This is a genomic window from Pseudomonas sp. SDO55104_S430 (genome assembly GCF_054070595.1).
In genome coordinates, this window is sequence record NZ_JBSVXG010000048.1 from 14,899 (window position 1) to 34,208 (window position 19,310).

Sequence of the window (19,310 nt, forward strand, 5' to 3'; positions counted from 1 at the left end):
TCTCTATCCTCACTGAGCCGCGACGGCGGGCGTGTTGAGCAACACGATCGCAGCGGTCACCAGCATGTTGACGAGGGTCAGCGGCAGGCAGAACTTCCAGCTGAAATCCATCACTTGGTCATACCGTGGGCGCGGAATCGAAGCGCGCAGCAGGATGAACATCATGATGAAGAAACCGGTTTTCAGTGCGAACCAGATGAACGGGATCTGCGGCAGGATGCCGAACGGACCGTGCCAGCCACCGAAGAACAGGGTCACCAGCAGGGCGGAGATCAGCACGATGCCGATGTACTCGCCCACGAAGAACATGCCCCATTTCATGCCGGCGTATTCAATGTGGTAACCGTCGGCCAGTTCCTGTTCCGCTTCCGGCTGGTCGAACGGGTGACGGTGAGTCACGGCGACGCCGGCGATGAAGAAGGTCAGGAAACCGAAGATCTGCGGGATGATGAACCACAGGTGCTGAGCCTGATAGTCGACGATGTCGCGCATGTTGAACGAGCCGACCTGGATCACGATGCCCATCAGCGACAGGCCCATGAACACTTCGTACGACACGGTCTGCGCCGAGGCACGCAAGCTGCCCAGCAGGGCGAACTTGTTGTTGCTCGACCAGCCGGCGAACAGCACCGCGTAGACCGACAGACCGGCCATGGCGAAGAAGAACAGGATACCGATGTTCAGATCCGCCACACCCCAGGTCGGAGTGATCGGGATGATCGCGAAGGCAATCAGCAGGGCGCTCATGGCCACGACCGGTGCCAGGGTGAAGATCATCTTGTCGGCGAACGGCGGGGTCCAGTCTTCCTTGAAGAACATCTTGATCATGTCGGCAGCGATCTGGAACGCACCGAACGGACCGACACGGTTCGGACCGTAACGGTCCTGCCAGAGGGCGAGCAGACGACGCTCGACCCAGCTGAGCAGGGCGCCGCAGATCACTACGGCAAGCAGGATCACCACGGCCTTGAGGACCGCGATGATGATGTCGATCACTTCAGGAGTGAACCAGGTCATTGAGCTGCCTCCTGCAGACCGTCAACGGACTTGCCAAAGATCGCAGGCGGGATGCCGGCGATGCCTGCTGGCAGTGCAACGAGACCTGCGCTCAGTTCTTCGTTGATACGCAGTGGCAGACGCAGGGTCTGGCCAGCCACGTTCAAGCTCAGCATGGCACCGTCGTTGACACCCAGACGGTCGGCTTCGGACTTGGCCAGAGCAACGTAGGCGGCCGGAATGCGTTCCTGGACCGGAGCGGCTTTCGAAGAGTTCTCTTCGCTGCCGAACAGGTGGAAGAACGGCACGACCTGCCAGGTACCTTGAGCCGGGTTGAACGCGCGCGGAACGCTGGCGAACCAGTTCAGCGAGTCACCGGTGCTTTCGATCAGGCGGGTGCCCGGGTCGCCAGCGCGGATGTGACCGCCGACTTCGTCCTGGAACTTGTTCCAGGCCTGCGGCGAGTTCCAGCCCGGAGACCAGGCGAATGGCACTTGCTGACGCGGTTCGGCCGAACCCGAGTAACCTTCCATGGAGAAGGCGAACGCGGTGTCCTTGTCCTGCGGGGTACGCGGTTCGTGCACGCTGATGTCGGCGCGCATGGCGGTGCGACCGGAGTAACGCAGCGGTTCACGGGCCAGTTTCAGACCCTTGATGCGGAACGCGGCGGACGGTGCGGCGTCGACGATGGCGGCCAGCTGCGGAGTGCTGGAAGCGACCGCGGCGGTGACGTGGTCCAGTTGGGTCCAGTCGATCGCCTGGTTCAGCAGGGTGGCGCGCAGGGCATGCAGCCAGCGCCAGCCTTCGTGGACCAGGATGCTGGCGTCCATGTATTGCGGGTCGAAGACCTGGAAGAAACGCTGGGCGCGGCCTTCCTGGCTGACCAGGGTGCCGTCGCCTTCAGCGAAGCTGGCGGCTGGCAGGACCAGGTGCGCGCGGTCGCTGGTGGCAGTCTTCTGATGGTCGGCGACAATCAGCACTTTCGCAGCGTTCAGGGCTGCGTCGACGCGAGCCTTGTCGGTACGGGTGTACAGATCGTTTTCCAGAACGACGATGGCGTCAGCCTTGCCGTCGATGACCGCTTGCAGCGCGGCGTCGACCGATTCGCCACCGAGCATGGCCAGGCCGAGGCTGTTGGCCTCCGGCACGATCAGGCTGATGGAACCGTTCTTCTCGCGCAGCTTCAGGGCTTTGGCGATGTTGGCGGCAGCCTCGATCAGCGCTTTGGAGCCCAGGGAAGTACCGGCGATGATCAGCGGGCGCTTGGCGGCGAGCAGGGCGTCGGCAATGCGCTTGGCCAGTTCCAGGGCTTCGGCGTCCAGGCCTTCAACGGCAGGAGCGCTGGCATCAAGGGCGTGAGCCACGGCGAAACCGATGCGCGCCAGGTCGTCGGGAGCGGCGTGAACGCATTCTTCGGCGATGTCGTCGAGCTTGGTTTCAGCCAGGCTGGCGATGAACAGCGGGTTCAGCGCGTGCTGACCGATGTTCTTCACCGCGGCGTCGAGCCAAGGCTGAACGCGCATGGCGTCGGCCATTTCTTCGGCCTTGCCCTTGACCGACTGACGCAGGGCCAGGGCCATGCGCGCTGCGGTCTGGGTCAGGTCTTCACCGAGGACGAACACGGCGTCGTGATCTTCGATGTCGCGCATGTTCGGTACTGGCAGCGGGCTGTCTTTCAGCACTTGCAGGACCAGACGGATGCGTTCCAGTTCGGACGCTTCGATACCGGAGTAGAAGTGCTCGGCGCCGACCAGCTCGCGCAACGCGTAGTTGCTTTCCAGGCTGGCGCGGGGCGACCCGATACCGACGATGTTGCGACCGCGCAGCAGGTCAGCGGCTTTATCCAGGGCTTCGTCCAGGCTCAGCTTGGCGCCGTTTGCCAGCAGCGGCTGACGTGGACGGTCGGTGCGGTTGACGTAGCCATAACCGAAACGGCCACGGTCGCACAGGAAGTACTGGTTCACCGAACCGTTGTAGCGGTTTTCGATGCGACGCAGTTCGCCGTAACGCTCGCCCGGGGAGATGTTGCAACCGCTGGAGCAGCCATGGCAGATGCTCGGCGAGAACTGCATGTCCCATTTGCGGTTGTAGCGCTCGGAGTGAGTCTTGTCGGTGAACACACCGGTCGGGCAGACCTCGGTGAGGTTGCCGGAGAACTCGCTTTCCAGGGTGCCGTCTTCAACGCGACCGAAGTACACGTTGTCGTGAGCGCCGTAGACGCCCAGGTCGGTACCGCCGGCGTAGTCCTTATAGAAGCGCACGCAGCGATAGCAGGCGATGCAGCGGTTCATTTCGTGGGAAATGAACGGGCCCAGTTGCTGGTTCTGGTGGGTACGCTTGGTGAAGCGGTAACGGCGCTCGTTGTGGCCGGTCATTACCGTCATGTCTTGCAGGTGGCAGTGACCGCCTTCTTCACAGACCGGGCAGTCGTGAGGGTGGTTGGTCATCAGCCATTCAACAACACTGGCGCGGAAAGCCTTGGATTCTTCATCTTCGATGGAGATCCAGGTGTTGTCGGTGGCAGGAGTCATGCAGGACATGACGATACGACCACGGGTGTCGTTTTCGTCGGTGTACTGCTTGACCGCGCATTGGCGGCAAGCGCCAACGCTGCCCAGGGCAGGGTGCCAGCAGAAATAAGGAATATCGAGGCCTAGCGACAGACATGCCTGTAACAGGTTGTCTGCCCCGTCGACTTCGAGCGCTTTGCCGTCTACGTGGATAGTGGCCATGGTTCAAAGTTCTTCGTTGGCCCGGTGTCAGCGGGCGTGGCTAATGGAATCTTGTTATCCGCGCGAATCAACACAGCCGGTAAAGGCGTCATCGCACGAAAAGCGAAGGGCACGGACCCTTCGCTTTTTTTAAGCGTTTACGCGCCGACTACGATCGGCTTTGCCAGAGGCGGGACGACGGCGCTTTCAGGCGCGATGCCGGCTTCGAACTCATGGCGGAAGTATTTGATTGCGCTGCCCAACGGCTCCACGGCGCCCGGTGCGTGAGCACAGAAGGTCTTGCCTGGGCCGAGGAAACCGACCAGACCCAGCAGGGTCTCGATGTCGCCGGCACGCCCTTGACCGTTCTCGATCGCCATCAGGAGCTTGACGCTCCATGGCAAACCGTCACGGCACGGGGTGCAGAAGCCACAGGATTCGCGAGCGAAGAACTGCTCCATGTTGCGCAGCAGGGACACCATGTTGACGCTGTCGTCCACCGCCATGGCCAGGCCGGTACCCATACGGGTGCCTACTTTGGCGATGCCGCCGGCGTACATTTGTGCGTCCAGGTGTTCCGGCAACAGGAAACCGGTACCGGCTCCGCCTGGTTGCCAGGCCTTGAGCTTGTAACCGTCGCGCATGCCGCCGGCGTAGTCTTCGAACAGCTCGCGAGCGGTCACGCCGAATGGCAGTTCCCACAGGCCAGGGTTCTTGACCTTGCCGGAGAAGCCCATGAGCTTGGTGCCCATGTCTTCGCTGCCTTCGCGGGCCAACGATTTGTACCAGTCCACGCCGTCGGCGATGATCGCCGGTACGTTGCACAGGGTTTCGACGTTGTTCACGCAGGTCGGCTTGCCCCACACGCCAACGGCGGCAGGGAAGGGCGGCTTGGAGCGCGGGTTGGCGCGGCGGCCTTCGAGGGAGTTGATCAGTGCGGTTTCTTCACCGCAGATGTAACGCCCGGCGCCGGTGTGGACGAACAGCTCGAAATCGAAACCGCTGCCCAGGATGTTCTTGCCCAGAAGGCCAGCTGCCTTGGCTTCTTCCACGGCACGGTTCAGGTGCTTGGCGGCGGTGGTGTACTCGCCACGCAGGAAGATGTAGCCACGGTAGGTTTTCAGTGCGCGGGCACTGATCAGCATGCCTTCGATCAGCAGATGGGGCAGTTGCTCCATCAGCATGCGGTCTTTCCAGGTGTTGGGCTCCATTTCGTCCGCGTTGCACAGCAGGTAGCGGATGTTGATGGATTCGTCCTTGGGCATCAGGCCCCACTTCACGCCGGTGGGGAAGCCTGCACCGCCGCGGCCTTTGAGGCCGGAATCTTTCACGGTCTGGACGATGTCGTCCTGAGCCATGTCGGCGAAGGCCTTGCGCGCAGCGGCGTAACCGTTCTTGGCCTGGTACTCGTCGAGCCAGACGGCTTCGCCGTCGTCACGCAGACGCCAGGTGAGCGGGTGAGTCTCGGCCGAACGCTTGATGCGGTTGGCAGGACCGAAGGAAGTCAGGGTCATACGTAGCCCTCGAGCAGTTTGGCAACGCCTGCTGGCTGTACATCACCAAAGGTGTCGTCGTCGATCATCAGCGCCGGCGCCTTGTCGCAGTTGCCGAGGCAGCAGACCGGCAGCAGGGTGAAGCGACCGTCGGTGGTGGTCTGACCCAGGCCGATGCCCAGCTTGCTCTGGATTTCGCTGACCACGGACTCGTGGCCGCCGATGTAGCAGACCATGCTGTCGCAGACGCGAATGATGTGGCGACCCACCGGTTGACGGAAGATCTGACTATAGAAGGTTGCAACGCCTTCGACGTCGCTGGCCGGGATGCCAAGGATTTCGCCGATGGCGTACAGGGCGCCATCCGGTACCCAGCCACGTTCCTTCTGGACGATCTTCAGGGCTTCGATGGACGCCGCGCGCGGGTCTTCATAGTGATGCAGCTCGTGCTCGATGGCCGAGCGCTCGGTTTCACTCAAGGTGAAACGGTCTGTCTGGATAAGCGTGCTGTTCATGCTTAGCGGTCCACGTCGGCCATAACGAAGTCGATACTACCCAGGTACGCGATCAAGTCCGCGACCATGCTGCCTTTGATCACCGAAGGGATCTGCTGCAGATGCGGGAAGCTTGGGGTACGAATCCGGGTGCGGTAGCTCATGGTGCCGCCATCGCTCGTCAGGTAATAACTGTTGATGCCCTTGGTCGCTTCGATCATCTGGAAGGATTCGTTGGCCGGCATGACCGGGCCCCACGAAACTTGCAGGAAGTGCGTGATCAAGGTTTCGATGTGCTGCAGCGTGCGCTCTTTCGGCGGCGGCGTGGTCAGCGGGTGATCCGCCTTGTACGGGCCTTCCGGCATGTTGCGCAGGCACTGGTCGATGATCCGGATGCTCTGGCGCATTTCTTCCACGCGCACGATGCAACGGTCGTAGGCATCGCCATTGGCGGCCAGCGGTACTTCGAACTCGAAGTTCTCGTAGCCCGAGTACGGACGCGCCTTACGCAGGTCAAAGTCGCAACCGGTGGAACGCAGACCGGCACCGGTAACACCCCATTCCAGGGCTTGCTTGGTGTTGTAGTCGGCGACGCCGATGGTACGGCCACGCAGGATGCTGTTGTCCAAAGCGGCCTTCTGGTATTCGTCCAGACGCTTTGGCATCCACTCGACGAAATCCTTGACCAGCTTTTCCCAGCCGCGCGGCAAGTCGTGGGCGACGCCACCGATGCGATACCAGGCCGGGTGCAGACGGAAACCGGTGATCGCTTCGATCACGGTGTAGGCGCGCTGACGGTCGGTGAAGGTGAAGAACACCGGGGTCATGGCGCCGACGTCCTGGATGTAGGTACCCAGGAACAGCAGGTGACTGGTGATCCGGAAGAACTCGGCCATCATGATGCGGATGACGTCGACCTTCTCCGGCACCTTGATACCGGCCAGCTTCTCGACCGAGAGCACGTACGGCAGGTTGTTCATCACGCCGCCGAGGTAGTCGATACGGTCGGTGTACGGGATGAAGCTGTGCCAGGACTGACGCTCGGCCATCTTCTCGGCACCACGGTGGTGGTAACCGACGTCCGGCACGCAGTCGACGATCTCTTCACCGTCCAGCTGCAGAATGATGCGGAATGCACCGTGCGCCGAAGGGTGGTTCGGACCCAGGTTGAGGAACATGTAGTCCTCGTTCGGGCCGGAACGTTTCATGCCCCAGTCTTCCGGCTTGAAGCGCGCGGACTCTTCTTCGAGCTGCTGCTTGGCTAGGTTCAGGGTGAACGGATCGAATTCGGTGGCACGCGCAGGGAAGTCCTTGCGCAGCGGGTGACCTTCCCAGGTCGGCGGCATCATGATGCGCGACAGGTGCGGGTGACCTTTGAAGTCGATGCCGTACATGTCCCAGACTTCACGCTCGTACCAGTTGGCGTTTGGCCAGATGCTGGTGACAGTCGGAACGCTGAGGTCGCCTTCGGACAACGCGACCTTGATCATCACGTCGCTGTTACGTTCGATCGACATCAGGTGATAGAACACGGTGAAGTCGGCACCGCTCGGCAGCCCTTGACGCTTGGTGCGCAGACGCTCGTCCACGCCGTGCAGGTCATAGAGCATGACGTACGGCTTGGGCAGGTTACGCAGGAAGGTCATTACTTCAACGAGTTTGGCACGGGCAACCCAAAGCACCGGCATGCCGGTGCGAGTAGGCTGGGCGGTGAACGCCTCGGGGCCAAAACGATTGTTCAGTTCGACGACCACATCCTGGTCGTCTGCCTTGTAAGGCGGGATGTACAGAGCACTGCCTGTAGTCATGGTTATTTATCGCTTTCGGTCAACGTAAAGAATGAAGCCAGTTTTTCGTTTCTTTGAAACAGCGGAACTGGATCAGACTTCGTCGGGGCTGCGCAGGTTGGTGACCTGAATACGCTGTTCGCGGCGCTTTTCCTTTTCCGATGGCATGTCGGCGCGATAAACGCCTTGATCGCCAACGACCCAGGAAAGTGGGCGACGCTCCTGGCCAATCGACTCCTGCAACAGCATCAAGCCTTGCAGGAAAGCTTCAGGGCGAGGAGGGCAGCCAGGCACGTAAACGTCCACGGGCAGGAACTTGTCCACTCCTTGAACCACAGAGTAGATGTCGTACATGCCACCGGAGTTTGCGCACGAACCCATGGAGATAACCCACTTCGGTTCGAGCATCTGCTCGTAGAGACGCTGGATGATCGGCGCCATCTTGATGAAGCAGGTACCGGCGATAACCATGAAATCCGCCTGACGCGGTGATGCCCGGATAACCTCGGCGCCGAAGCGCGCGATGTCGTGGGGCGCCGTGAAGGCGGTGGTCATTTCCACGTAGCAGCACGAAAGGCCGAAGTTATACGGCCACAGGGAGTTCTTGCGCCCCCAGTTGATCGTGCCGTTAAGCACGTCTTCGAGCTTGCCCATGAAAATGTTTTTGTGGACTTGATCTTCTAACGGATCGGAAACGGTTTCCCGTTGGCCAATCGGATACTGCTCGTTAGGAGCATCGGGGTCGATCCTGGTGAGATTGTATTGCATTGCCAAAGCCTCATTGTTTCAGCTTCGCTTGCCGCTTGCGCCGAGCTTCCGGAGCCCAGTCAAGGGCGCCCACTCGGAATAGGTAGACAAGACCTGCCAACAGAATTGCTATGAAAACGAGAGCTTCGACGAATCCGGTCCAGCCGCTTTCGCGGACGGACACAGACCATGCAAAGAGAAAGAGGGCTTCGATATCGAAGATCACGAAGAGCATCGCGACCAGATAGAATTTGGCAGAGAGCCGCAAGCGGGCGCCACCTGTAGGTAGCATGCCGGACTCGAACGGTTCGTTTTTGCTGCGTCCCCAGGCTTTTGACCCGAGGAGGCTGGATACACCCAGCATGAAGGCACAGAGGCCGATGACGCCTAGAAGGAAAATGGCAAAGCCCCAGTTGTGGGCCATGAGTCCTGTCGCTTCGGGCATGCTGGTAATCCTTAACAGAGAGCAAAGGTCTCTGAGCTTGAAAAGAAACAATGCAGTGACGATATGTCGCAGCAATCAATCCCGCTGATTTTATGGCTAAACACCCTGCAAGTAAAATTCCTATAGCGAAATTATTTATAGGAATAAGGACATCCCCTATCCCCAAACCCCCTGTAGCCCTTGCGTTGCGGGCATTAGCCGATTTTTCGTCAATTATGTTTTGTAGGTAATGTAACGAACATGTTTTCGGCTAAATGATAATTATTATTGTTTGAAGTGGTTTTCAAACTGTTTTATGTGAGGTGCTTGGGAAAGTTGGCTTATATGTGCGTTACAACAAGTAGCGCGGGTGTGAGTTTCGGGCGGTTTTGGTGTGTGCGGTGACGCTGCCTCGGCGCGATTCCTGTAGGAGCGAGCATGCTCGCGATGGAGGTTCAGACACCGCGGGGTGTCAGGACGCCAGCGTCATCGTTGGCGACCATCGCGAGCGTGCTCGCTCCTACAGGGGGAGGGGGTGGGAAACGTCCTACAGGCCATTCGCGCGCTGACGTGAGATCGGTCTCCATTTTTGTTCTGTGTCGGTTCTCCCGCTGGGCCGCGAACCCGTATTCGGTAATCTACAGCTCGAAAGGCGGTTCAGAAATGAACACCTGAATATGGAAATTCTGGAGCTGATAGATGCAGCCAGCGACAACCCCACCCCTTGTCTCCATCCTCCAGGATCGCTCGAAAGGCGCAGCCTTGCTGGTGATCCTGCTTCCGGTCCTTCTGGTGACCATCGATAACACAATTCTCAATTTCGCATTACCTCGAATAGCTGCCGCACTGAATCCGTCTGCTGCCCAGCAATTGTGGATGATCGACGCTTATTCTCTGGTGCTGGCCGGGTTGTTGGTGACCATGGGCGGTGCTGGAGATCGATTCGGGCATCGACGCATGCTTTGTGTGGGGTGTATCGGGGTCGCTGTGGTGTCGACGGGTGTGGTGTTTTCGCAGCAGGCCTGGCATCTGATCGCGGGGCGTGCGGTCTTGGGCTTTTTCGGCGCGATGATCTTGCCCGCGACCCTGGCCCTGATTCGTACCGCATTCGAGGATCGGGGGGAGCGGCGCCTGGCAGTGGCTCTCTGGGCTATGTGCCTGACCTTAGGGTCGGCTTTGGGCCCATTGCTGGGCGGCGTGCTGCTGGAGTATTTCGATTGGCAATCGGTTTTTCTTGTCGCTCTGCCATTCCTGCTGCCGGTGCTGCTCCTCGCGCCGATGATTACCGAGTCGCCAAGGCAGTCTGACAGATCGATCGATTATCTAAGCATCCTGCTGAGCCTGGGTGCGATGACCAGTGCGATGCTAAGCCTCAAGCATCTGGCAACCGTTGGCTTCGACGGCCAGGTTTTACTCTGGGCGCTTTGCGGCTTATTGCTGGGCGTAGCGTTTGTCCGTCGCCAGTTGAGGTTGGAGCAGCCGCTATTGGATCTTGAGTTGTTCGGCTCTTCAGCCTTCAGCGTGTCCATTGCGGTAAACCTTGTGAGTCTGGGCCTGCTGATTGGCTTCATCTTCTTCGCCACTCAGTTATTGCAACTGGTCTTCGGGTTGTCCCCGTTGCTGGCCAGCCTGATTCTGGTGCCTGGGCAGATCCTGGCGATTGCAGCGGGCCTTGCCATCGTGCCGGTTGCGCAAAAAAATCCACCGGACAGGGTTATTGCCAGTTGCTTGCTACTGGCTGCTGCAGCTTTCGCGATGATGGCGTTGTTTGAAACTACGGCGCTGATCGTGGGTGTGGCGTTCGTGATGCTCAACGCGAGTATTGCTGCCATCACCACCGTGTCCAACGACCTTGTATTAGGCGCTGTACCGGCCGAAAGCGCCGGTAGTGCCTCGTCTGTCAGCGAAACGGCTTACGAGGTCGGTGTGGTGCTGGGGACTACGTTGATCGGAGGGGCGGTAGCGGCGCTTTATCGATTGTCTCTGTCGGTACCCGAAGGCGTGCCCGAACATGTAGTGGCTGCGGTTGCGACGTTGGGAGGTGCTCACGCCGTCAGTCAGACTCTTCCTGAAGAAATGGCTGAGCAAATTCTGCAGGAGGCCAACACTGCTTTCACGCAGGGCGTGATGACGACCAGCGCCTTCATGACGGGGCTGATCGTGATATTTGAACTGATTGCATACCGGTTCTTGCGAGTGCGAACCACGACAGAGGATCGTTGAAACAACAACCCATGCAATCGACGAAAAAAAGCCCCGAACCAGTCGGGGCTTCAGATCGTTGGCTTTGCGGTTAGCTTTTACTCGGTCCGCAAGGGCCAATGCTCGGATGAGCGGTCAATCAGTGGAACTGCTCTTCTTCAGTAGAACCGGTCAGCGCGGTTACCGAGGACGAGCCACCCTGGATCACGGTGGTCATGTCGTCGAAGTAGCCGGTGCCCACTTCCTGCTGGTGAGCCACGAAGGTGTAGCCCTTGGCGGCGTCGGCGAATTCCTGCTCTTGCAGTTTCACGTAGGCAGTCATGTCGTTGCGGGCGTAGTCGTGCGCCAGGTTGAACATGCTGTGCCACATGTTGTGAATGCCGGCCAGGGTGATGAACTGGTGCTTGTAGCCCATGGCGGACAGTTCGCGCTGGAACTTGGCGATGGTCGCGTCGTCCAGGTTTTTCTTCCAGTTGAAGGAAGGCGAGCAGTTGTACGACAGCAGTTGGTCCGGGTATTCCTTCTTGATCGCTTCGGCGAAGCGACGGGCTTCTTCCAGGTCCGGCTTGGCGGTTTCGCACCAGATCAGGTCGGCGTATGGAGCGTAAGCCAGGCCGCGGGCGATCGCCTGGTCCAGGCCAGCGCGTACTTTGTAGAAGCCTTCCTGGGTGCGCTCGCCAGTCACGAATGGCTGGTCGTACGGGTCGCAGTCGGAAGTCAGCAGGTCAGCCGCGTTGGCGTCGGTACGGGCCAGGATGATGGTCGGAGTACCGGCGACGTCAGCTGCCAGACGGGCAGCGGTCAGCTTCTGTACGGCTTCCTGGGTAGGAACCAATACCTTGCCGCCCATGTGGCCGCATTTCTTCACGGAAGCCAGTTGGTCTTCGAAGTGAACGCCGGCGGCGCCTGCTTCGATCATGCTCTTCATCAGCTCGTAGGCGTTCAGTACGCCGCCGAAACCGGCTTCGGCGTCAGCCACGATAGGCGCGAAGTAGTCGATGTAGCCTTCATCGCCCGGGTTCTTGCCGGCTTTCCACTGGATCTGGTCGGCACGACGGAACGAGTTGTTGATGCGCTTGACCACGGTTGGAACCGAGTCCACCGGGTACAGCGACTGGTCCGGGTACATCGATTCGGCGGAGTTGTTGTCCGCAGCCACTTGCCAGCCCGACAGGTAGATCGCCTGGATGCCGGCTTTGACTTGTTGTACGGCCTGGCCGCCGGTCAGGGCGCCCATGCAGTTGACGAAATCTTTCTCAGGACGGAAGGCTGGCTTGGCACCCTGGGTAACCAGGTTCCACAGCTTCTCGGCGCCCATTTTTGCAAAGGTGTGCTCTGGTTGAACCGAGCCACGCAGACGGACGACGTCAGCAGCGGAGTAGGTGCGTGTCACGCCTTTCCAGCGCGGGTTTTCAGCCCAGTCTTTTTCAAGGGCTGCAATTTGCTGTTCGCGTGTCAGTGCCATGGAGATAAACCTCGTCGCGTCTTTATGAAAAGTTATTCTGCGGTGGAATATTCATGCGCTCGCTGACCAGAGACTCGGGTGGTCAGGTCGGTTCGGCGGGGATGGCGACGGGATGAACGATGGGCTCGAGGGGAAGTGAGCAGGTAAAGGCGAAAACTGCGGGCGCATTCGGGCGTCGTGGGCCTTGGTACGAACATCAGTGTGGTGCCGGGTTACCTAAATTACGCTTCCGTCCCTCGGGACAACTTCGTTCCAGTCGGCAACCTCGTCAAACACACCTTGTGGGCGGTACAGACACGAAGCGGTTCGCGGGGGTAGGTGCGAACATCGCCTCGAAGGCCCTTGCCAGGGCCTCTGATTAGCGGGAGCGAGGCCATCATGCCTTCGCTTTTTTGCCCCGTCAAACAATTTGTAGTGCTTTTTTTCAAGCACTACATCTTTGGTCTAATACGACTTGTCAGTCAGTTTTCGGTGTCTCAGTCCAAAGTATCGACTTTCACCCGCAGGGTCATGTCGTTGCGGCTTTGGGTAGAGTAGCTGCGGCCCAGGCCCTGTTTATCGGCCTGGGTCTGGCCATTCATGCCGGCCAGCAGGATCCATTCACCCACGCGCCCGGTGACGGTTGTGTCGGTACTTTGGACGTTCACTACATCGGGACGTTCCTGGCTCATGCGGTCACGGTTGGTACTGATCGACAGATGGACGATCTCGCCGGTGACGCTGGCAGTGACGTAAAAACCCTGGGTGACGTTGCGGTATTCGGTCTCGCTGCGCAGGTCGCCGTAGGAATCAGTCTGGCTGCTGGTTAGCGGCACGCTCTGGCCGACCTGGATTAGCGCCGGCATGCCGTCGGTGGCCTGGACCTGCTGGATGCCGCCGTCCCGGCTGTCGGTGCTGCGATTGATGATGCGGACCTGCGGTTTGTTGCCGTTGACCGAATAACCCTGGTCGCCCTGGAAGTTGTTTTCATTGGTGTCGACCGTGATCAGCAGGCGCTTTGGTGCGGTATCGAGTTGGCTGATCAGGGCTTTAAGTTCGTCGATCTTGCGCTGATCGGCGTTGACGATGAGTTGATTGCCGTAGGCGCTGACCTGACCGTCCTTGCCGATGAAATTCTGTGCCACGGGCAACATGTCGGCGCTGGTGTGATAGTTCAGGGGCACGATTTCGGTGGCCGCCATGACCGAAAAACTGCAGGCCACCAGCAGCGTGGTGAGCAGGGTGCGTAGGGACATATCCGTTATCTCCGCGATGAAAGGTGTTGTGGATGCGAGGGTATCCAGTTTGTCGGCGTCGCGTGGGGCTAATTGAATCGTAGACAGCAAAACGCCCCGGCATTGGCAAATGGCGGGGCGTTTTGGGGTGTTTCTTAGGGCCTCATCGCGAGCGGGCTCGCTCCCACAGGGAAATGCATTCCAATGTGCGAGCCTGCTCGCGATGGTCGCGCATCGGTCTCAAGCCGAATGACGAACCATATCGACATGAGGAATCCCTGCTTCCAGGAATTCCTCGCTGACCATGCTGAAACCCAGGCGCTCGTAGAACGCCGTGGCCTGGACCTGGGCGCTGAGCATTTGCTGTTTCAGCCCGCGCTTTTCGGCCTCGTCGATCACTGCATGCATCAGTGCGTCGCCGACTTTCAGGCCACGCCAGTCCTTGAGGACGGACACTCGGCCGACGTGACCGTCAGGCAGCAGGCGTGCGGTGCCGATAGGAAAGTCGCCTTCAAGGGCGAGGAAATGCACGGCCGTCATGTCGTCGGCATCCCATTCCAGTTCTGGCGGAACGGATTGCTCGGCGACGAACACCGCTTCACGAATGCGCCGGATCTCGGCGTTGTCCTTTTGCCAGTCTGCGACACGTACGTGAATCTTATTCATCGGCAAACCCCAGGCTTCCTTGCTTGACCAGTTCACACAGCAGGCCGCGGCCATCTTCGTCGCTCAGCCAGGCGCCGAGGTTGTCGACATGCAGGGCGTCGGCGGCGCAGATCATCTTCAACAGCTCGCGCAGTTTGCCCGGCAGATAACGGCTCTGGCCGCTGGCGAACAGCAGCAGGTCATCATCGACTTCCGACCAGGCCAAGCGTGCGCTTGGATTGCGGATCAGCACCGCGCCATCTTCCAGTGCGCTGAGGAAGTCCTCTTCTTCGACTTCCTCCGGACCGGCCACCAGTTCCGGGTAGCGTGGCTCGGTCATGAACTGGCCGAACCAGGTCAGCAGCAGGCGCTCGTCGCTCATGTGCTCGGCCAGTAGGCTCTTCAGGCGATCGAGGGCGTCGCGCTGGATCTGATGCGGGTCGGACACCGGCTGAGCGTCGGCATCGGTGTAACGCTCTTCGTCCGACAGGAACTGGCTGAGGAAGTCGGTGAAGTGAGTCAGCACTTCCGAAGCGCTCGGTGCGCGGAAGCCCACGGAGTAGGTCAGGCAGTCGTCCACGGCGACGCCCCAGTGCGCCAGGCGTGGCGGCAGGTAGAGCATGTCGCCCGGTTCCAGAACCCATTCATCGGTGCCTTCGAATTCGGCGAGGATGCGCAGGTCGGCGTGTTGCAGCAGTGGGCTTTCGGTGTTGCACATCTGGCCGATTTTCCAGCTGCGCTTGCCGTGGCCTTGCAGCAGGAACACGTCGTAGTTGTCGAAGTGCGGACCGACGCTGCCGCCCGGTGCGGCGTAGCTGATCATCACGTCATCGATGCGCCAGCTCGGCAGGAAGCGGAAGTTTTCCAGCAGTTCGCTGACTTCCGGCACGAACTGGTCGACCGCTTGCACCAGCAGGGTCCACTCGCGCTCCGGCAGTTTGCTGAACTCGTCTTCGGCGAACGGGCCGCGACGCAATTCCCATGGACGCTCGCCGTTCTCGATGACCAGACGCGATTCGACTTCTTCTTCCAGTGCCAGGCCGGCCAGTTCGTCGGCGTCGATCGGGCTTTCGAAATCAGGAATCGCCTGACGGATCAGCAGCGGTTTTTTCTGCCAGTAGTCGCGCAGGAACTCCCGTGCCGTGATACCGCCCAGAAGTTGAAGAGGGATGTCAGGATTCATGTGTAACCTATTGAAAAAATGCGCTTTTCATACGGGAATAAAAACGCCCGGCGCGGCCGGGCGTCTTTTGAATGGTTTAGCGGTGGATCAGATGCGTTTGGCTTGCGCCACGGCGTTGCCGATGTAGTTCGCCGGGGTGAGCAGTTTCAGCTCAGCCTTGGCGGCTTCAGGCATTTCGAGGCCGTCGATGAAAGTCTGCAGCGCTTCAGGACTGATGCCCTTGCCCCGAGTCAGTTCTTTCAGCTTCTCGTACGGGTTCTCGATGTTGTAGCGGCGCATCACGGTCTGGATTGGCTCGGCCAAGACTTCCCAGCAAGCGTCCAGATCAGCGGCGATTTTCTGCTCGTTGAGCTCCAGCTTGCTGATGCCTTTGAGGCTGGCTTCGTAAGCGATCACGCTGTGGGCGAAGCCGACGCCGAGGTTACGCAGTACGGTGGAGTCGGTCAGGTCGCGCTGCCAGCGGGAGATTGGCAGCTTGCTCGCCAGGTGCTGGAACAGTGCGTTGGCGATGCCCAGGTTGCCTTCGGAGTTTTCGAAGTCGATCGGGTTGACCTTGTGCGGCATGGTCGAGGAACCGATTTCACCAGCGATGGTGCGCTGTTTGAAATAGCCCAGGGAGATGTAGCCCCAGATGTCGCGGTCGAAGTCGATCAGGATGGTGTTGAAGCGGGCGATCGCGTCGAACAGCTCGGCAATGTAGTCGTGCGGTTCGATCTGCGTGGTGTACGGGTTGAAGCCCAGGCCCAACTCGTCTTCGATGAAGGCGCGGGCGTTGGCTTCCCAATCGATTTCCGGGTAGGCCGACAGGTGAGCGTTGTAGTTGCCCACGGCGCCGTTGATCTTGCCCAGCAGTGGCACGGCGGCGACCTGAGCGATCTGGCGCTCCAGGCGGTAAACCACGTTGGCCAGTTCCTTGCCCAGTGTGGTCGGCGAAGCCGGTTGACCGTGGGTGCGCGACAGCATTGGCACGTCAGCAAAACGCTGGGCCAGTTCGCGGATGGCGTTGGCAGTCTGGCGCATCAGCGGCAGCATTACGTCATCACGGCCTTCGCGCAGCATCAGGGCGTGGGACAGGTTGTTGATGTCCTCGCTGGTGCAGGCAAAGTGGATGAATTCGCTGACCTTGGCCAGTTCCGGCAGCTTGGCCGCTTGCTCTTTGAGCAGGTATTCGATGGCTTTGACGTCGTGGTTGGTGGTGCGCTCGATCTCTTTGACGCGCTCGGCGTGCTCCAGAGAGAAGTTGTCCGCCAGGGCATTGAGCACAGCGTTGGCTTCGGCGGAGAACGCCGGCACTTCGCTGATGGCAGGGTGAGCGGCCAGGCGCTGGAGCCAGCGCACTTCAACCAGGACGCGGGCACGGATCAGGCCGTACTCGCTGAAAATTGGGCGCAGGGCCTGGGTTTTGCCGGCGTAGCGGCCGTCAACAGGGGAAACCGCAGTGAGCGAAGAGAGCTGCATGGGGTGTTCTCGGACAGTCGGGCAACGAAATGGGGCGCGTATCATACATGAAAAAATCCGCTGGTCCGTTGCCAACTGACCAGCGTATTACGCGTTACAGACTACAAAAGGGTGTCGCCGGTGCGTTTCAGCTGCTGCGCATCAGCGGATAAAGCTCTTTGAGCAATTTGCGCCGGCTGATCACCAGCTGCCAGCGATGGCCGCCCAGTTGACGCCACAGGCGTGCCGAACGGATGCCGGCCAGCAACAGGGCGCGGATTTTCGAGGCATTGCTCGGCTGCTGCAGGTTGCGCATGTCGCCGTGGACCTGAATGCGTTGGCGCAGGGTGCTCAGGGTGTCCTGGTACAGCGCGCCGCAGGCGGCGACCACGTTTTCGTGGGCCGGGCCGAAATGATCGACCTGAGACTGAATCTGCGGCAGGCGCTTGCCGATGATGTCGAGCATGTCGTCGCGCTTGGACAGTTGCCGCTCAAGGCCGAGCATCGACAGTGCATAACGCAACGGTTCACGCTGCAGGGCGCTCGGGTCGCGTTCGAGGGCGCCGACCAGGGCTCGGTAGCCTTCACGCAGATTGATGTCGTCGCCGCCGTAGACTTCAAGGGTGTCCTTGGGGTCGCGGATCAGCAGGCTGCCGAGCATGCAGGTCAGGCCGGCCTCGTTGGTCTGGCCGGTCTTGGCGATCCTGTCCACCAGCACCGCGGCGAGAAACACGCCGCCCAGTGCCGTCAGTTGCTCCTGAATGGGGCTCATTGCTGTTCGCCTTTGAGTGCGCCCTTGCTGGTCCATGGCTCAGCCACTTCGATCACGCCGCCGCCCAGGCAGATTTCGCCGTCGTAAAACACTACGGACTGACCCGGGGTGACTGCGCGTTGCGGGTCATCGAAGGTCGCACGATAGCCGGTGGCGGTCTTTTCCAGGGTGCAGGACTGGTCGCTCTGACGATAGCGGACCTTGGCGGTCAGTTTGCGCGGCTGGCTCAGGTCGATCGGGTTGACCCAATAGATGTCCGAGGCGAGCAGGGCGCGTGCGAACAGGTACGGATGATCATTGCCCTGGCCAACGATCAGCTCGTTGTGCTCCAGGTCCTTGATCAGGACGTACCACGGCTCGTCGCCAGCATCTTTCAAGCCGCCGATACCCAGGCCCTGACGCTGGCCGATGGTGTGGTACATCAGGCCGTGGTGACGGCCGATGACTTCGCCTTCGGTGGTTTTGATTTCGCCCGGTTGCGCCGGCAGGTACTGCTTGAGGAAGTCGGTGAAGCGGCGCTCGCCGATGAAGCAGATCCCGGTGGAATCCTTCTTCTTGGCGGTCGCCAGCTCGTATTTCTCGGCAATCGCACGCACTTCGGGCTTTTCCAGTTCGCCGACCGGGAACAGGGTCTTGGCGATCTGTTCGCCGCCGACGGCGTGCAGGAAGTAGCTCTGGTCCTTGTTCGGGTCCAGGCCCTTGAGCAGTTCGGTGCGGCCATCGATGTCGCGCCGGCGCACGTAGTGACCGGTGGCGATCAGGTCGGCGCCGAGCATCATGGCGTAGTCGAGGAACGCCTTGAACTTGATCTCGCGGTTGCACAGGATGTCCGGGTTCGGCGTGCGGCCGGCCTTGTACTCTTCCAGAAAGTGCTCGAACACGTTGTCCCAGTACTCGGCGGCGAAGTTGGCGGTGTGCAGCTTGATGCCGATCTTGTCGCACACGGCCTGGGCGTCCGCCAGGTCATCCATGGCGGTGCAGTATTCGGTTCCGTCGTCTTCTTCCCAGTTCTTCATGAACAGGCCTTCCACCTCGTAACCCTGCTCGATCAGCAGGAGAGCGGAAACGGAAGAGTCCACGCCGCCGGACATGCCGACAATGACGCGCTTCTTTTGTGTATCAGAAGGGGCTGGATCACGCATAGGAATTCAATGAGTGTCTTGAAAAAGGACGCGATTCTATCAGGCTCGCGCGCGCAAGGCTAAAGGGAAGGGCGGATCAATTCGAGGCTGTGGCGATTACCGGCCAGATAATCATCGATGCAACGGATGATCAGCTCGCTGCGCCAGTTGTCGCGCTGCTCGATTAATTCTTCGCGGGTCAACCACTTGGCGCCGACGATGCCCTCGTCCAGTTGGTAGTCGGGGCGGTGTTTGAGTGGTTTGGCGATGAAGCAGACACGCTGATAGGTCACGCCGTTGCTGGGGGCGGTGTAGAGGTAAATGCCGAGTACGCTGGTCGGCTCGACGTCCCAGCCGGTTTCCTCGAGGGTTTCGCGCACGGCGGCTTCGATCAGTGTTTCGTCCGGGTCCAGATGACCGGCGGGCTGGTTGAGCACGTTACGGCCGTGCTTGGATTCTTCGACCATGAGGAAGCGGCCGTTGTCCTCGACGATGGTGGCGACGGTGATGTGGGGTTGCCAGTCCATGGGGTTCCTCGATTTTGAATAGTGAAACACTAACCCCTGTGGGAGCGGGCTTGCTCGCGAATGCGGTGGATCATTCAACACTTTCATTGACT

The 19,310-nt window shown here is 60.0% G+C and carries 16 protein-coding genes; 1 reads left to right on the plus strand and 15 read right to left on the minus strand.

Features of this window, described 5'->3' with window-relative positions; translation table 11 throughout:
* Window positions 1-9: 9 nt before the first annotated feature.
* From nuoH to ACW9JE_RS11480, 7 genes are all read right to left on the minus strand, one after another.
* On the minus strand, window positions 10-1,017 hold the full coding sequence (gene nuoH, locus ACW9JE_RS11450; protein WP_110963740.1) for an NADH-quinone oxidoreductase subunit NuoH: 1,008 nt from the start codon (window positions 1,015-1,017) through the stop codon (window positions 10-12).
* On the minus strand, window positions 1,014-3,728 hold the full coding sequence (nuoG, locus tag ACW9JE_RS11455; RefSeq protein ID WP_457432796.1) for an NADH-quinone oxidoreductase subunit NuoG: 2,715 nt from the start codon (window positions 3,726-3,728) through the stop codon (window positions 1,014-1,016). Before nuoG ends, nuoH begins: the two co-directional genes overlap by 4 nt.
* Before the next feature lie 137 nt (window positions 3,729-3,865).
* Complete coding sequence (gene nuoF / locus ACW9JE_RS11460) at window positions 3,866-5,221, minus strand: NADH-quinone oxidoreductase subunit NuoF (protein ID WP_224538161.1); 1,356 nt, start codon at window positions 5,219-5,221, stop codon at window positions 3,866-3,868.
* Window positions 5,218-5,715, minus strand: a complete 498-nt coding sequence (gene nuoE, locus ACW9JE_RS11465) for an NADH-quinone oxidoreductase subunit NuoE (RefSeq protein WP_008053447.1) — start codon at window positions 5,713-5,715, stop codon at window positions 5,218-5,220. The genes nuoF and nuoE overlap by 4 nt, the downstream gene beginning before the upstream one ends.
* A gap of 2 nt (window positions 5,716-5,717) precedes the next feature.
* Entirely contained in the window at window positions 5,718-7,502 is a 1,785-nt protein-coding gene (nuoC, locus tag ACW9JE_RS11470) for an NADH-quinone oxidoreductase subunit C/D (protein WP_457432797.1), read from the minus strand.
* A gap of 72 nt (window positions 7,503-7,574) precedes the next feature.
* A complete protein-coding gene (locus ACW9JE_RS11475; protein WP_224538158.1) occupies window positions 7,575-8,249 on the minus strand; it encodes a NuoB/complex I 20 kDa subunit family protein in 675 nt (224 codons plus the stop codon).
* A 10-nt stretch (window positions 8,250-8,259) separates the two neighbouring features.
* Window positions 8,260-8,673 (minus strand): NADH-quinone oxidoreductase subunit A, encoded by a 414-nt coding sequence (locus tag ACW9JE_RS11480; RefSeq protein WP_077045930.1) that lies wholly within the window; start codon window positions 8,671-8,673, stop codon window positions 8,260-8,262.
* Window positions 8,674-9,351: 678 nt separating this feature from the next.
* Between ACW9JE_RS11480 and ACW9JE_RS11485 the strand changes: the two genes are divergently transcribed.
* A complete protein-coding gene (locus ACW9JE_RS11485) occupies window positions 9,352-10,875 on the plus strand; it encodes an MFS transporter (RefSeq protein ID WP_457432798.1) in 1,524 nt (507 codons plus the stop codon).
* A 118-nt stretch (window positions 10,876-10,993) separates the two neighbouring features.
* On the opposite strand, the gene aceA is transcribed toward ACW9JE_RS11485, so the two are convergent.
* The 8 genes from aceA to ACW9JE_RS11525 form a co-directional block, all read right to left on the minus strand.
* Window positions 10,994-12,319: an isocitrate lyase gene (gene aceA / locus ACW9JE_RS11490; protein ID WP_020799541.1), complete on the minus strand. Its 1,326-nt coding sequence runs from the start codon at window positions 12,317-12,319 to the stop codon at window positions 10,994-10,996.
* A gap of 476 nt (window positions 12,320-12,795) precedes the next feature.
* Window positions 12,796-13,554, minus strand: a complete 759-nt coding sequence (locus tag ACW9JE_RS11495; RefSeq protein ID WP_457432799.1) for a secretin N-terminal domain-containing protein — start codon at window positions 13,552-13,554, stop codon at window positions 12,796-12,798.
* Window positions 13,555-13,773: 219 nt separating this feature from the next.
* Entirely contained in the window at window positions 13,774-14,199 is a 426-nt protein-coding gene (locus tag ACW9JE_RS11500) for a GNAT family N-acetyltransferase (RefSeq protein WP_224541960.1), read from the minus strand.
* Window positions 14,192-15,361 (minus strand): ribosomal protein uL16 3-hydroxylase, encoded by a 1,170-nt coding sequence (locus ACW9JE_RS11505; protein WP_457432800.1) that lies wholly within the window; start codon window positions 15,359-15,361, stop codon window positions 14,192-14,194. Before ACW9JE_RS11505 ends, ACW9JE_RS11500 begins: the two co-directional genes overlap by 8 nt.
* A gap of 87 nt (window positions 15,362-15,448) precedes the next feature.
* Window positions 15,449-16,819 carry an adenylosuccinate lyase gene (gene purB, locus ACW9JE_RS11510; protein ID WP_457432801.1) on the minus strand — a complete coding sequence of 457 codons (1,371 nt, stop codon included), beginning with the start codon at window positions 16,817-16,819 and terminating at the stop codon, window positions 15,449-15,451.
* A gap of 127 nt (window positions 16,820-16,946) precedes the next feature.
* Window positions 16,947-17,570 carry a high frequency lysogenization protein HflD gene (hflD, locus tag ACW9JE_RS11515; RefSeq protein WP_224541953.1) on the minus strand — a complete coding sequence of 208 codons (624 nt, stop codon included), beginning with the start codon at window positions 17,568-17,570 and terminating at the stop codon, window positions 16,947-16,949.
* Entirely contained in the window at window positions 17,567-18,712 is a 1,146-nt protein-coding gene (gene mnmA, locus ACW9JE_RS11520; protein WP_224541951.1) for a tRNA 2-thiouridine(34) synthase MnmA, read from the minus strand. The genes hflD and mnmA overlap by 4 nt, the downstream gene beginning before the upstream one ends.
* Before the next feature lie 59 nt (window positions 18,713-18,771).
* Window positions 18,772-19,218: an NUDIX hydrolase gene (locus ACW9JE_RS11525; RefSeq protein WP_457432802.1), complete on the minus strand. Its 447-nt coding sequence runs from the start codon at window positions 19,216-19,218 to the stop codon at window positions 18,772-18,774.
* Window positions 19,219-19,310: the final 92 nt, after the last annotated feature.

Excerpts from the sequence above, each read along its gene's own strand:
- nuoH (WP_110963740.1), bottom strand. The coding sequence starts at position 1,017 with ATGACCTGGTTCACTCCTGAAGTGATCGACATCATCATCGCGGTCCTC.
- nuoG (WP_457432796.1), bottom strand. The coding sequence starts at position 3,728 with ATGGCCACTATCCACGTAGACGGCAAAGCGCTCGAAGTCGACGGGGCA.
- nuoF (WP_224538161.1), bottom strand. The coding sequence starts at position 5,221 with ATGACCCTGACTTCCTTCGGTCCTGCCAACCGCATCAAGCGTTCGGCC.
- nuoE (WP_008053447.1), bottom strand. The coding sequence starts at position 5,715 with ATGAACAGCACGCTTATCCAGACAGACCGTTTCACCTTGAGTGAAACC.
- nuoC (WP_457432797.1), bottom strand. The coding sequence starts at position 7,502 with ATGACTACAGGCAGTGCTCTGTACATCCCGCCTTACAAGGCAGACGAC.
- ACW9JE_RS11475 (WP_224538158.1), bottom strand. The coding sequence starts at position 8,249 with ATGCAATACAATCTCACCAGGATCGACCCCGATGCTCCTAACGAGCAG.
- ACW9JE_RS11480 (WP_077045930.1), bottom strand. The coding sequence starts at position 8,673 with ATGCCCGAAGCGACAGGACTCATGGCCCACAACTGGGGCTTTGCCATT.
- ACW9JE_RS11485 (WP_457432798.1), top strand. The coding sequence starts at position 9,352 with ATGCAGCCAGCGACAACCCCACCCCTTGTCTCCATCCTCCAGGATCGC.
- aceA (WP_020799541.1), bottom strand. The coding sequence starts at position 12,319 with ATGGCACTGACACGCGAACAGCAAATTGCAGCCCTTGAAAAAGACTGG.
- ACW9JE_RS11495 (WP_457432799.1), bottom strand. The coding sequence starts at position 13,554 with ATGTCCCTACGCACCCTGCTCACCACGCTGCTGGTGGCCTGCAGTTTT.
- ACW9JE_RS11500 (WP_224541960.1), bottom strand. The coding sequence starts at position 14,199 with ATGAATAAGATTCACGTACGTGTCGCAGACTGGCAAAAGGACAACGCC.
- ACW9JE_RS11505 (WP_457432800.1), bottom strand. The coding sequence starts at position 15,361 with ATGAATCCTGACATCCCTCTTCAACTTCTGGGCGGTATCACGGCACGG.
- purB (WP_457432801.1), bottom strand. The coding sequence starts at position 16,819 with ATGCAGCTCTCTTCGCTCACTGCGGTTTCCCCTGTTGACGGCCGCTAC.
- hflD (WP_224541953.1), bottom strand. The coding sequence starts at position 17,570 with ATGAGCCCCATTCAGGAGCAACTGACGGCACTGGGCGGCGTGTTTCTC.
- mnmA (WP_224541951.1), bottom strand. The coding sequence starts at position 18,712 with ATGCGTGATCCAGCCCCTTCTGATACACAAAAGAAGCGCGTCATTGTC.
- ACW9JE_RS11525 (WP_457432802.1), bottom strand. The coding sequence starts at position 19,218 with ATGGACTGGCAACCCCACATCACCGTCGCCACCATCGTCGAGGACAAC.